This is a genomic window from Lutibacter sp., assembly GCF_041555395.1.
In the GTDB taxonomy this organism is placed as follows: domain Bacteria; phylum Bacteroidota; class Bacteroidia; order Flavobacteriales; family Flavobacteriaceae; genus Lutibacter.
On record NZ_JBFFKM010000001.1, the window covers coordinates 78,824 to 90,902 of the forward strand.

A 12,079-nucleotide genomic window follows, 5' to 3' on the forward strand; every position below is an offset into this window, starting at 1 on the left:
TTTTACAAAATTGGTATTGTAAATTTAGTGCTAAAAGTACTAAAACTATACCATAATTGCCATGAACAAGTTTTTATATGAAAATATGATAAAAAACATAGAATACTAATGTATAAATTGTATTTTTGCTCCGTTTTTTAAAGACTATTAAATAAACTTAAGATATATGTCAAAGGACATTCATATTAAAAAAGGTCTAGATATTAAGCTAAAAGGTGAGGCTCAAAAAGTTACCGAAAAAGCAATAACTAGTGATGTTTACACATTAAAACCTGAAGATTTCCACAGTATTATCCCTAAATTATCCGTAAAAATTGGCGCAATTCTAAAAGCTGGAGAAGCCGTGTTTTATAATAAAGCTAATGAGGAAATGAAATTTCCATCACCGGTTAGCGGAGAAGTGGTGGATATTATTCGCGGGGAAAAAAGAAAAATATTGGCCATTAAAATTAAAGCCGATTTGGAGCAACAATTTGTTGATTTTGGCGTAAAAGATGCTAAAGCCATGGAAGCCGAAGAGATTAAAAGTCATTTATTGGCATCCGGTTGTTGGCCTTTTATCAAACAAAGACCTTATGACGTAATTGCGAATACGGCAAATACACCAAAAGCCATTTTTGTTTCTGCTTACGCCAGCGCTCCTTTAGCGGCCGATTACGATTATGTTTTGGCCGGAAAAGAAAAAGAGTTACAGGCAGCTATTACTGCCTTAAGCAAATTAACCACCGGTGAAGTCCATGTTTCTGTAGGTAAAAATGCAAACTCACCTTTGGCAGGACTGAATAATATAAACTTGCATAAAGTTTCAGGCCCGCATCCTTCCGGAAATGTAGGTACGCAAATTGCTAAAATCGATCCCATAAATAAAGGGGAAACAGTTTGGACAATCAATCCACAAGATTTAGTAATTATTGGAGAATTGCTTTTAACAGGTAAATTTAATGCCGAACGCACCATTGCATTGGCAGGTTCTTCCGTTGAAACGCCTAAATACTACAAAACAAAAATTGGCGCAACAATTACTTCTTTAGTTGACAAAAAACTAAAAGGAAATAACAACAGAATTATCAGTGGCAATGTTTTAACGGGCAAAGCCAAAAATATTAAAGAAAATTTAGGGTATTATGATAATCTAATAACCGTAATCCCTGAAGGAAACGACTACGAGTTATTTGGTTGGTCACTACCGGTATTCAATAAAATATCTACCTCAAGAGCCCTAACTTTTTCATGGTTATTCCCAAATAAAAAGTTTGATTTAAATACCAATACAAATGGCGAACACAGAGCCTTTGTAGTTACCGGAGCTTATGAAGAAGTTTTTCCGTTAGATATTTATCCTATGCAAATTTTAAAATCCTGTTTATATCAGGATTTAGACGAAATGGAACAATTGGGAATGTATGAAGTGGCGCCTGAAGATTTTGCCCTAACAGAATTTGTTTGTGTTTCTAAACAACCACATCAGGAAATTATAAGAAAAGGGTTAGACTTAATGTTAAAAGAAATAGGATAAGGTTATGGGATTAAAAGAAAAATTACATAATATAAAAGTAAAAGGTGAAGGCAAAAAGTGGTTGCCCGCTTTTGAAGCTGTTCATACTTTTTTATATACACCCAATGAGACTACGCACTCAGGTGGGCACATAAAAGGAGCCGATGATTTGAAGAGAACAATGAGCATGGTAGTGTTGGCACTAATACCTTGTTTGATATTTGGAATGTTCAATACAGGTTTTCAACACTTCAAAGCATTTGGCGAACCGGTAGCTTTTTTATCTATTGATGCCTTTTGGTTTGGTTTTTTAAAAGTACTGCCACTTGTTGTGGTTTCTTATGTTGTTGGGCTTGGAATTGAGGTTCTTTTTGCAATAATTAAAGGACATGAAGTTGAAGAAGGCTATTTTGTAACGGGAATGTTAGTTCCATTAATTGTTCCTATAGATATACCACTTTGGATGCTTTCTGTAGCTGTTATTTTTGGTGTAGTCATAGGAAAAGAAATATTCGGGGGAACCGGAATGAATATTTTAAATCCGGCATTAACCATTCGTGCATTTTTATTCTTCGCCTATCCAACTTGGATGAGTGGCGATAAAGTTTGGGTTTCAGGGGCTGTAGAAAGGGCTAATGAAATTATGGAAGGTGCAAATCTCGACGCTATCTCCGGTGAAACCATTTTGGGAAGTTTGGCACAAGGCAAAGAAGTTGTGTATTCTGTTTATGATATGTTTTTCGGATTTATTCCTGGTTCTGTAGGCGAAACTTCAACATTCTTAATATTATTGGCTGGTTTATTCTTGATTTTTACAAAAATTGCAAGTTGGAGAATTATGTTATCAGCTGCTTTAGGAGCTTTGGTAATGGGGCTTATTTTTAATACTGTTGTTGATACAGGGATTATTTCAGAAGGAAGTAAATTTTATGGATTAATGAGTACTGAATTTTGGCGCCACTTACTAATTGGTGGATTTGCATTTGGAGTTGTATTTATGGCTACAGATCCTGTTACAGGATCTCAAACAAACAAAGGAAAATGGATTTATGGATTTTTAATTGGTTTTATTTCTATTTTAATCCGTGTATTCAACCCTGCGTATCCAGAAGGTGTGATGTTAGCAATCTTATTAATGAACGTATTTGCACCTACCATTGATCACTATATTGTGCAAGGGAATATGAAGAGAAGATTAAAACGTTTAAAAGTAAAAACAGCATAACAAAATGGCAATAAATACAGATAAAAACTCGTATACAGTGCTTTTCGCAACAGCAATGGTAATTGTTGTTGGAACGTTACTTGCTTTTGTAGCTTCTTATTTTAAAGAGCAAATTACAGAAAATAAGCGTATTGAAAAGCAACAAAATATTTTATATGCCATGGGTGTAAATGAAAATGATGAAACTAGTGTTGAATTTGTTTCAAAAAGTGTTGTTGGACAAGAATTTTCAAAATATATAACCAAACAATATGTTGTAATAGGAACAGAAGCTGTTGAAGATTCAAAAGCATATTTAATAGATATTAAAAAAGAAGCAGCAGCGGCAAAAAACCCTACATACAAAAGAAGACTTCCTTTATTTGTTGGAGAAAAGGACAATGCTACATTTTACATTATTCCTGTTCGTGGGAAAGGTTTGTGGGATGCTATTTGGGGTTATGTTGCAATAGATAATCAATTGGTTGTACAAGGTGTGTTTTTTGACCACGCCGGTGAAACTCCTGGTTTAGGATCAAACATTAAGGAACGTTTTTTTATGGATGATTTTAAAGGCGAGCATTTTTTAGATGGTGAAACATTTAAAGGAATTACAGCTTCTAAAGGAAATTCTGATCCAAAAAACAAAGACAAGCTAGATTTTGAAGTTGATGCTATTGCAGGAGCTACAATTACTGGTGATGGAATTTCAGCAATGCTTAAAAAAGATTTGCAGTTGTATTTGCCATATTTAAAAACATTAAAACAATAATTTATGGGACTTTTATCAAAAAAAGACGCAAAATTAATTACCGACCCATTAGCAGATAATAACCCAATTACTATTCAGGTATTAGGTATTTGTTCTGCTTTAGCAATTACGGCCGATTTAAAAGCTTCAATTGTAATGTCAATTGCTGTATTATTTGTTCTTGCAATGGGAAATGTGTTAATTTCATTAATGAGAAATATTATACCCTCAAAAATCAGAATTATTGTTCAGTTAATTGTTGTTGCAACATTGGTAATTATAGTTGATTTAATTTTGAAAGCTTTTGCGTATGAATTAAGTAAAACATTATCGGTATTCGTTGGGTTAATTATTACAAACTGTATAATTATGGGGCGTTTTGAGGCGTTCGCATTAGCAAACGGTCCTTGGAGATCTTTTTTAGATGGAATTGGAAACTCGTTAGGTTATGGGGTGATATTAGTAATTGTAGGTTTCTTTAGAGAATTATTAGGTTCTGGAACTTTACTTGGAATTAAAGTTTTAGGTGATCCAATTGAAAAAACAGGTGTTTATGCTTATGGTTATGAAAATAACGGATTTATGTTATTGGCACCAATGGCTTTAATTACATTAGGAGTGATCATTTGGGTTCAACGTTCAAGAAACACTGCATTAATAGAAAATTAATATAATTAGTTTTCTGTATTAATAAAACAGGAACTAAATACTAAAATATATGGAACATTTAGAATTATTTTTTAAAGCAATATTCATAGACAATATGGTATTTGCAACATTCTTAGGAATGTGTTCGTACTTAGCCGTTTCTAAAAAAGTAGCAACAGCTGTTGGTTTAGGTGCTGCTGTAATTTTTGTAATGGCTATAACTGTGCCGTTAAACTGGTTATTGGATCAATATTTATTACAAGAAGGTGCTTTAAGTTGGTTAGGTGAAGAGTATGCTGAGTACGACTTAAGTTTCTTATCATTTATCATGTTTATTGCAACAATAGCAACAATGGTACAACTGGTTGAAATCATTGTTGAGAAATTTTCTCCTGCATTGTACAATTCTTTGGGAATCTTTTTGCCTTTAATTGCTGTAAACTGTGCCATTTTGGGAGGTTCATTATTTATGCAATCTCGTGAAATTGAAACCTTAGGATTGGCTTTTAATTACGGTATAAGTTCAGGTATTGGTTGGTTTCTAGCAATTTTAGCTATTGCAGCAATTCGTGAAAAAATTAGATACTCAAATGTACCAGGACCATTAAGAGGTTTGGGAATTACCTTTATTATTACTGGTTTAATGGCCATTGGATTTATGAGTTTTGGAGGAATGTTAACTGGAGGTGATGAAGTGGAACAAACTACAGAACAAACAGCGGTTGTTGCACCTAGTATAAATAAGGTAGAGGTTACAAAAGAAGCTATTGACATAGCTAAGAACGAAAAAGAAATTATAGAATAATGATCATATTAGCAGTAAATACAGTAAATACAATTTTAGCAACAGTAATAGCTTTTTTAGTTATAACACTATTATTGGTTGCATTATTATTGTTTGTAAAACAAAAGTTATCGCCTTCAGGCCCCGTAAAAATTAGAATTAACGGCGAAAAAGAAATTGAAGTAGCTTCAGGAAGTTCATTATTATCAACTTTAGGAAACGCTAAAATTTTTTTACCATCAGCTTGTGGAGGTGGTGGAACTTGTGTTCAATGTGAATGTCACGTTCATTCTGGGGGAGGTGAAGCTTTACCAACTGAAACACCACATTTTACCCGAAAAGAATTAAAGGACGGAATCCGTTTAGCTTGTCAAGTAAAAGTTAAACAGGATATGGATATTTCAATTCCTGAAGAAGTATTTGGGATTAAAAAATGGGAAGGAACGGTTGTCCGTAATTATAACGTTGCATCATTTATAAAAGAATTTGTTGTTGAAATCCCGGAAGATATGGGCTATAAAGCCGGCGGATATATTCAAATTGAAATTCCTCCTTGCGAAGTCAATTTTTCAGACATGGACATTACAGCGCATCCGGAAGAACATGAAACACCGGATAAGTTTAAAGAGGAATGGGACAAATTTGCCCTATGGCCTTTAAAAATGGTAAATAAAGAAACTGTTATTCGCGCCTATTCCATGGCTTCTTACCCTGCAGAAGGAAAAGAAATTATGTTGAATGTGCGTATAGCCACACCCCCTTTTGACAGGGCTAAAAATGGATGGATGACTGTAAACCCAGGTATTGCATCATCTTATATTTTCTCTCGTAAAGCAGGTGATAAAGTAGTGATTTCAGGACCTTATGGTGAGTTCTTTATCAATGAATCTGATTCTGAAATGTTATATGTGGGCGGTGGTGCCGGTATGGCCCCAATGCGTTCCCATTTATATCACCTTTTCAAAACACTTAGAACAGGAAGAAAAGTAACTTATTGGTATGGAGGTAGATCCAAACGTGAATTATTCTACACAAATCACTTTCGTGAACTAGAAAAAGAGTTCCCTAACTTTAAATTTTATCTGGTACTTTCTGAACCAATGCCAGTAGACAATTGGGTGACTAAAAAAGACATAAACGATCTTGAAGGAGACGGTTTTACAGGTTTCGTGCACAATGCGGTTATCAATGAATACTTATCTAAACATGAGTCGCCTGAAGATATTGAATTGTATTTTTGCGGACCGCCATTAATGAATCAGGCAGTTCAAAAAATGGGTCAGGATTTCGGTTTGGCTGATGAAAATATTAGATTTGACGACTTTGGAGGTTAATCCAAGAAATCAAAAAATAAGAAAACTAAATCCGATACCTTTGTGTCGGATTTTTTTATGTTACCCGTTTTAAAAATGAGCAGACCACTTACAACTCAGGAATTACATAATTTGGGAATGAATATCGTTGGAAAAGATTTAGAAGCAAAAGGATACGAATTTATAGCCATTAACAGCCAATTAAAAATGAACCCACAGTTTGTGTGCATTGATAAAAATAGCGTCCGTTATTTTGTGGTTATAAAAGTAGTTGCCATTTCTCAATACCACATCCCCTATGACGTTATTTGGATGGAAACCATAAAACTCCACGCGCAAAAAAATAAGGCGAAAGTGCTGTTTGCAAATGTAGGATTGGGGAACGCAACCAATAAAGAGGAAACGCCTCATTTAAATTCAGCGTACTTGATGCAATATGAAGGTTTACAACTATTGGATGTGGAATTAAACTAAACTTCTCCATTAAAAATTAAACAAAAAAAACACGCCATCGGCGTGTTTTTAGTAAAAGTTTATATAATCAATTACTCAACTTTATTTTCCAATAATTTAAAGAATTGATCTAATTTAGGCATTAAAACAATACGAGTTCTTCTGTTTCTGGCTCTTCCATCAACAGTGGCGTTAGATTCTAATGGCATATATTCACTTCTACCTGCAGCAATTAAACGACTTGGTTTAATATTAAAATCATTTTGTAAAACTCTAATAACAGAAGTTGAACGTTTAACACTCAAATCCCAGTTGTCTTTCATATCTGAAGTGCTGATTGGCATGTTGTCGGTATATCCTTCAACCATAACCTCTAAATCAGGTTGGGCAGCAATAACATCAGCAACTTTTTTCAAGACTCTTTTTGCATCATTAGAAATCACATGGCTTCCACTTTTAAATAACAATCTGTCGGCAATTGAAATATATACCACAGTTTTTTCTACATCAATTTGAATGTCTTCATCAGTAAAACCATCTTTAAGAACACTTTTCAATTTAAATCCTAATGCCAAATTCAAAGAGTCTCTTTTGGTAATCGCTTTCTGAATATATTGGATATATTCATCTTTTTTTCCCATTTGGGTTAAAGTTTCTTTAATGTTATCTGAAGCTGATTTAGATAAAACAGTTAAATTTTCAACATATTCCAATGTTTTTTCTTTGTCCTTTCTCAAATCCGCTACTTGCTGATTTAAAGCAGAAATTCTGCTTTCACTTTCAATTCTGCATTTCATCAAATCAGCTTTGGTGTCAACCAATTCTGAACTTGTTTTGTTGTAGTTGTTTTCCAAATCAGTGTATTTCTTTTGCGAAACACAAGAAGTTAAAAAAATGGATGCTACAAGCATCAAAATTCCAATTTTCTTCATAATTTATATTGTTTTTAGTGTGAAACAAAAGTAAATAAAACTAAGTACCGTTTCTTAAATTATAGTTAATTTGTGATATTTTTAAGAAAAAATAAAACTTTATATTTACCATTCACTTTCGTTAATAATCTAATAACAACTGAAGTTATGAAAAATTGTCTGCTTACCCTATTTTTATTGATATTTCTTTCTTGTGGGAATCATGAAAGCGACCTAAAAATAATAACAGGAAACGCCATAGGAACCACCTTCACAGTTCGTTATCTTGATGCTGGAGGCAACAATTATGAAACCAAAATCGACAGTTTAATTGCCGTAATTAACAAATCTGCTTCCACTTATATTCCAACTTCGGATCTTTCAAAAATAAATAAAGGAGACACCACTGTTTTGGTTGATGCCAATTTAAAGGAGGTTTTTACAAAATCAGAAAAAATTTTTAAAGAAACTGAAGGTGCTTTTGATCCAACCATTGGTATATTAGTGAATGCTTGGGGATTTGGCCCTGAAAAACCAATTGAAAATCTGGATTCCCTAAAAGTTACAGCACTTTTAAAATATGTTGGTTATGAAAAAGTTCAGCTCGAAAACGGTAAAATAAAAAAATTATACCCCGAAATTTATCTGGATTTCAATGCGATTGCCAAAGGCTATTTGGTTGATATGGTTAGTCGAATGTTTGAAAAAAACGGTGTTGCAAATTATATGGTTGAAATTGGCGGTGAAATTAGGGCAAGAGGCCAAAATGAAAAAGGAACACTTTGGAAAATAGCCATTGAAAATCCAAATACCGACGGAAGTCGTTCTTTTGCAACCGTTATTGAACTTAGAGATGAATCCATTGCTACTTCAGGAAATTACAGAAAATTCAAGATTAAAGAAGACGGAACTAAATATGTGCACACTATAAATCCAAAAACAGGGTACGCCAAAGAAAGCAATTTGCTGAGTGCATCAGTAATTTCAAAATCGGATTGTGCAGATGTTGATGGCTATGCCACTGCTTTTCTGGAAATGGGGTTTTATAAATCGAAAGATTTTTTAAAAAACCATCCTGAATTAAAAGCGTTTCTGATTTTTATTAACGAAAAAGGAGAAATGCAAACTTACAAAACCGACAATTTTGAGAATTAACTTATTTAAAGCAAACGGGTAAAATTTCACCTTTTGTTAAACAATATTTCTCTACGAGTTCTGAAGAAATTTTTTCTGAATAATTCACTTCGTCAACATTAAACCCAACAGCCCGTAAGCGATCAAAATAATCTTTTCCATAAACACGAACGTGATCATATTGTCCAAAATGTTTGGTGCGCTCTTCAGGATTAGTGATTGAAAAATCTTCGTAGGTTTTTTCTCGTTCCAAATCTTGCGGAATTTGAAAAATGCCCAATCCGCCAGGTTTTAAAACCCTGAATAATTCACTCATTGCCTTTTTATCATCTTCAATATGCTCTAATACATGATTGCAAAAAACAACATCAAAAGAATTTTCTTCAAAAGGCAAATCGCATATATCTGCTTTTATATCAGCAATTGGGGAATATAAATCGGCTGTTAAATAATCTAAATTTTTAAGGTTTTTAAACCGTTTTAAAAAACATTGTTCAGGAGCAATATGCAATACTTTTTTAGAAGCCGTAAAAAAATCGGTTTCATTTTTTAAATACAACCAAAGCAATCTATGTCTCTCCAAGGAAAGTGTGCCTGGCGCTAAAGCGTTTTTTCGCTGCTTTCCATAGCCATAAGGCAAGAAACTTCTAAAACCTTTGCCGTCAATCGGGTCAGTATAGCGAGAGCCCCGCAAATATCTTGACAATAACGGACTAACCCAATAACTAACTTTAATGAGTATTGGGCGAGGTATTTTGTTGAGTATTAATTTGAATAATCCTTCCACTTATTTAAAATCTTCTCTGGTTGGGGAAAATACATCTGTTACTTTACAATTTGTTAACGCCTTTCCACTATGAATAACATTTGAAGGAATATTGGCAATCATTCCGGGTGCCAAAATTGTTGAAATATTGCCAATAACCATTTCCAATTTTCCTTCAATCACTTGAGTCGATTGTTCATGGATATGTGAATGTTCAGGTAAAATGGCACCTTCTTCAATCTCCCAAAAAGCAATTGTAAAACTATTGGTGTGAAAAAATCGGCCTTTAAAACCTTTTTGAATTTCTTTCTGTTCAATGTTGGAAATATTCTGAATCATTTTTTTATGGTTTACTGTCTGAATTCCTTTTCTTCATCACTTACTATTCCCAAGGCTTCATAAATATAGCTAAATGTCGAAAGTAATTCGGGTTTTCCGTTTACAATGGCAACATCATGCTCAAAATGCGCACTTGGTTTGCCGTCTTTTGTTAAAATAGTCCAGCCATCATTCAGTTGATTAATTTGATGCGTCCCTAAATTTACCATAGGCTCAATGGCAACCACCATTCCTTCAGTAAATTTTTTTCCTCTTCCTCTGAACCCATAATTTGGCATCTCAGGATCTTCATGCATTTCCTTTCCCAAACCGTGCCCAACCAATTCACGAACAATTCCAAAGCCCTGTTTTTCACAATAACGCTGAATGGCATAACCAACATCTCCAACCCTATTGCCTGCTCTAAACTCTCGGATTCCCACATATAGGCTTTCTTTGGTGACTTTCAACAATTTTTTGATTTCCTCATCAACTTCCCCAACTTCAAAAGTATAGGCATGATCTCCATAAAATCCGTTTTTTAAAGCACCGCAATCGATCGAAATAATATCGCCTTCCTGCAAAGGTTTGTTGTTTGGAATGCCGTGAACAATTTGAGCGTTCGGGCTCATACACAAGGTATTTGGAAAATCATACAATCCCAAAAAGCCCGGTATAGCACCTTGATCTCTAATAAATTCTTCTGCCAATTTATCTAAATACAACGTAGTAACACCTGGTTTTACTTCTTTCGCAATAACCCCTAAAGTTTTTGAAACAATTAGGGCACTTTCGCGCATCAATTCAATTTCAGCTCTCGTTTTAAGTTTAATCATTCTATCATAAAATTTATGTTGCAAAGGTACTTCAAAAAAATATTTTTTAGGCTTGCTTTTTCTGAAAATACCCTTCGTTAAAAAATAGCCCAAAAAATGATTTAAAACAGTTTTTTTGCCCAAAATCAGTTGTACATTTGAAAAATAATTATTTGATTGATATCTATGTATAAAGCAGTTAGTGCAGCAGAGGCTGTGAAAATTATTAAATCGCACGACCGAATATATATTCAGGCAGCAGCAGCAGCACCCCAAGAATTGATAAACGCCATGTCTGCGCGTCACGAAGAACTCAGGGGCGTAGAAGTTTGCCATTTACACACCGAAGGAGATGCTCCTTATTCCGATCCAAAGTACAGAGACAGTTTTCATGTTAATTCGCTGTTTATTGGTAAAAACGTGCGTCATACGCTTAAAGCCGGAAACGGTTCATATACACCGGTATTTTTAAGTGAAGTGCCCAATTTATTTAAACGAAATATTCTTCCTGTTGATGTTGCCCTTATTCAGGTTTCTACGCCCGATAAGCACGGCTATTGTTCTCTTGGCGTTTCCGTAGAAGCCATTTTGGCGGTCATAGACAATGCAAAGCACGTAATTGCGCAAATAAACGAGCAAATGCCTAGGGTTCACGGTGAAGGTATTATTCATATTTCTGAACTGGATACTTTTGTTGAAGTGAATATGCCCATTCATGAACATTCTATGGCAGAACCAACACCTATAGAAAATAAAATTGGTGGTTTTATTGCTGAATTAATTGAAGACAGAAGTACATTGCAAATGGGCATTGGAAACATTCCAAATGCTGTTTTGCACCAGTTAGGCAATCATAAAGATTTAGGGTTGCACACCGAAATGTTTTCTGACGGAGTCATTGATTTAATTTTAAAAGATGTGATTAACGGGAATTATAAAGGTGTAAATGCCGGTAGGGCTTTAGCTACATTTTTAATGGGGTCAAAACGCTTGTATGATTATGTAGATGACAATCCGTTTGTTGAATTGCGGTCTTGTGATTATGTGAATGATGTTTCTGTTATCAGACAAAACCCCAAAATGATCTCTATAAATTCAGCTATTCAAGTTGATTTAACCGGACAGGTTTGTGCGGATTCTATTGGAACAAGATTGTATTCGGGCGTTGGCGGACAAATGGATTTTATTAGAGGTGCCGGTTTAAGTGAAGGTGGAAAAGCCATTATTGCCATACCTTCAGTCACTGAAAAAGGAATCAGCAGAATTGTGCCTTTTTTAAATAAAGGCGCAGGAGTTGTAACCACAAGAGCTCATGTTGAATATATTGTTACCGAATATGGTGTTGCCAATTTATATGGAAAAACAATTAAACAAAGAATAAGTGAACTGGTTAAAATAGCGCATCCTTCGCATAGAGAGGCAATTGACAGAGAATATTTTGAAGCAACAAGAATATAAAAAATAACCCAAAGATGAAAAAGTCGGAA

General features: G+C 34.3%; 13 protein-coding genes. 9 read left to right on the forward strand and 4 right to left on the reverse strand.

Annotation, left to right across the window (positions count from 1 at the left end):
* The first annotated feature begins 166 nt into the window (after nt 1-166).
* From ABY285_RS00420 to ABY285_RS00450, 7 genes are all read left to right on the forward strand, one after another.
* Nucleotides 167-1,516, forward strand: a complete 1,350-nt coding sequence (locus ABY285_RS00420; protein WP_372765858.1) for a Na(+)-translocating NADH-quinone reductase subunit A — start codon at nt 167-169, stop codon at nt 1,514-1,516.
* Nucleotides 1,517-1,520: 4 nt separating this feature from the next.
* On the forward strand, nt 1,521-2,720 hold the full coding sequence (locus ABY285_RS00425; protein WP_372765860.1) for an NADH:ubiquinone reductase (Na(+)-transporting) subunit B: 1,200 nt from the start codon (nt 1,521-1,523) through the stop codon (nt 2,718-2,720).
* 4 nt (nt 2,721-2,724) lie between these two features.
* Nucleotides 2,725-3,471, forward strand: coding sequence for a Na(+)-translocating NADH-quinone reductase subunit C (locus ABY285_RS00430; RefSeq protein WP_372765862.1), 747 nt, complete (start codon nt 2,725-2,727; stop codon nt 3,469-3,471).
* 3 nt (nt 3,472-3,474) lie between these two features.
* Entirely contained in the window at nt 3,475-4,119 is a 645-nt protein-coding gene (locus ABY285_RS00435) for an NADH:ubiquinone reductase (Na(+)-transporting) subunit D (protein ID WP_372765864.1), read from the forward strand.
* Between the two features lie 49 nt (nt 4,120-4,168).
* Nucleotides 4,169-4,903, forward strand: coding sequence for an NADH:ubiquinone reductase (Na(+)-transporting) subunit E (nqrE, locus tag ABY285_RS00440; RefSeq protein WP_372765866.1), 735 nt, complete (start codon nt 4,169-4,171; stop codon nt 4,901-4,903).
* 2 nt (nt 4,904-4,905) lie between these two features.
* On the forward strand, nt 4,906-6,216 hold the full coding sequence (gene nqrF, locus ABY285_RS00445; RefSeq protein WP_372765970.1) for an NADH:ubiquinone reductase (Na(+)-transporting) subunit F: 1,311 nt from the start codon (nt 4,906-4,908) through the stop codon (nt 6,214-6,216).
* 75 nt (nt 6,217-6,291) lie between these two features.
* Nucleotides 6,292-6,669, forward strand: coding sequence for a Na(+)-translocating NADH-quinone reductase subunit F (locus ABY285_RS00450; protein ID WP_372765868.1), 378 nt, complete (start codon nt 6,292-6,294; stop codon nt 6,667-6,669).
* A 71-nt stretch (nt 6,670-6,740) separates the two neighbouring features.
* On the opposite strand, the gene ABY285_RS00455 is transcribed toward ABY285_RS00450, so the two are convergent.
* Nucleotides 6,741-7,580, reverse strand: coding sequence for a flagellar motor protein MotB (locus ABY285_RS00455; RefSeq protein WP_372765870.1), 840 nt, complete (start codon nt 7,578-7,580; stop codon nt 6,741-6,743).
* A gap of 147 nt (nt 7,581-7,727) precedes the next feature.
* Between ABY285_RS00455 and ABY285_RS00460 the strand changes: the two genes are divergently transcribed.
* Complete coding sequence (locus ABY285_RS00460) at nt 7,728-8,714, forward strand: FAD:protein FMN transferase (protein WP_372765872.1); 987 nt, start codon at nt 7,728-7,730, stop codon at nt 8,712-8,714.
* A gap of 1 nt (nt 8,715) precedes the next feature.
* Here the strand turns inward: ABY285_RS00460 and ABY285_RS00465 are convergent, their stop codons facing one another.
* The 3 genes from ABY285_RS00465 to map are packed head-to-tail and all read right to left on the reverse strand — an operon-like array spanning nt 8,716 to nt 10,613.
* The gene (locus ABY285_RS00465; RefSeq protein ID WP_372765874.1) at nt 8,716-9,480 is read right to left on the reverse strand and encodes a class I SAM-dependent methyltransferase; all 765 of its coding nucleotides are present in this window, start codon (nt 9,478-9,480) and stop codon (nt 8,716-8,718) included.
* Nucleotides 9,481-9,798 carry a cupin domain-containing protein gene (locus ABY285_RS00470; protein WP_372765876.1) on the reverse strand — a complete coding sequence of 106 codons (318 nt, stop codon included), beginning with the start codon at nt 9,796-9,798 and terminating at the stop codon, nt 9,481-9,483.
* 11 nt (nt 9,799-9,809) lie between these two features.
* Nucleotides 9,810-10,613, reverse strand: coding sequence for a type I methionyl aminopeptidase (gene map / locus ABY285_RS00475; RefSeq protein ID WP_372765878.1), 804 nt, complete (start codon nt 10,611-10,613; stop codon nt 9,810-9,812).
* 165 nt (nt 10,614-10,778) lie between these two features.
* Here map and ABY285_RS00480 point away from each other — a divergent pair, with 165 nt between their 5' ends.
* Complete coding sequence (locus ABY285_RS00480) at nt 10,779-12,050, forward strand: acetyl-CoA hydrolase/transferase family protein (protein ID WP_372765880.1); 1,272 nt, start codon at nt 10,779-10,781, stop codon at nt 12,048-12,050.
* The last annotated feature ends 29 nt before the right edge of the window (nt 12,051-12,079 follow it).

Excerpts from the sequence above, each read along its gene's own strand:
- ABY285_RS00435 (WP_372765864.1), top strand. The coding sequence starts at position 3,475 with ATGGGACTTTTATCAAAAAAAGACGCAAAATTAATTACCGACCCATTA.
- ABY285_RS00480 (WP_372765880.1), top strand. The coding sequence starts at position 10,779 with ATGTATAAAGCAGTTAGTGCAGCAGAGGCTGTGAAAATTATTAAATCG.
- ABY285_RS00450 (WP_372765868.1), top strand. The coding sequence starts at position 6,292 with ATGAGCAGACCACTTACAACTCAGGAATTACATAATTTGGGAATGAAT.
- ABY285_RS00430 (WP_372765862.1), top strand. The coding sequence starts at position 2,725 with ATGGCAATAAATACAGATAAAAACTCGTATACAGTGCTTTTCGCAACA.
- ABY285_RS00460 (WP_372765872.1), top strand. The coding sequence starts at position 7,728 with ATGAAAAATTGTCTGCTTACCCTATTTTTATTGATATTTCTTTCTTGT.
- map (WP_372765878.1), bottom strand. The coding sequence starts at position 10,613 with ATGATTAAACTTAAAACGAGAGCTGAAATTGAATTGATGCGCGAAAGT.
- nqrE (WP_372765866.1), top strand. The coding sequence starts at position 4,169 with ATGGAACATTTAGAATTATTTTTTAAAGCAATATTCATAGACAATATG.
- ABY285_RS00420 (WP_372765858.1), top strand. The coding sequence starts at position 167 with ATGTCAAAGGACATTCATATTAAAAAAGGTCTAGATATTAAGCTAAAA.
- ABY285_RS00470 (WP_372765876.1), bottom strand. The coding sequence starts at position 9,798 with ATGATTCAGAATATTTCCAACATTGAACAGAAAGAAATTCAAAAAGGT.
- ABY285_RS00425 (WP_372765860.1), top strand. The coding sequence starts at position 1,521 with ATGGGATTAAAAGAAAAATTACATAATATAAAAGTAAAAGGTGAAGGC.
- ABY285_RS00455 (WP_372765870.1), bottom strand. The coding sequence starts at position 7,580 with ATGAAGAAAATTGGAATTTTGATGCTTGTAGCATCCATTTTTTTAACT.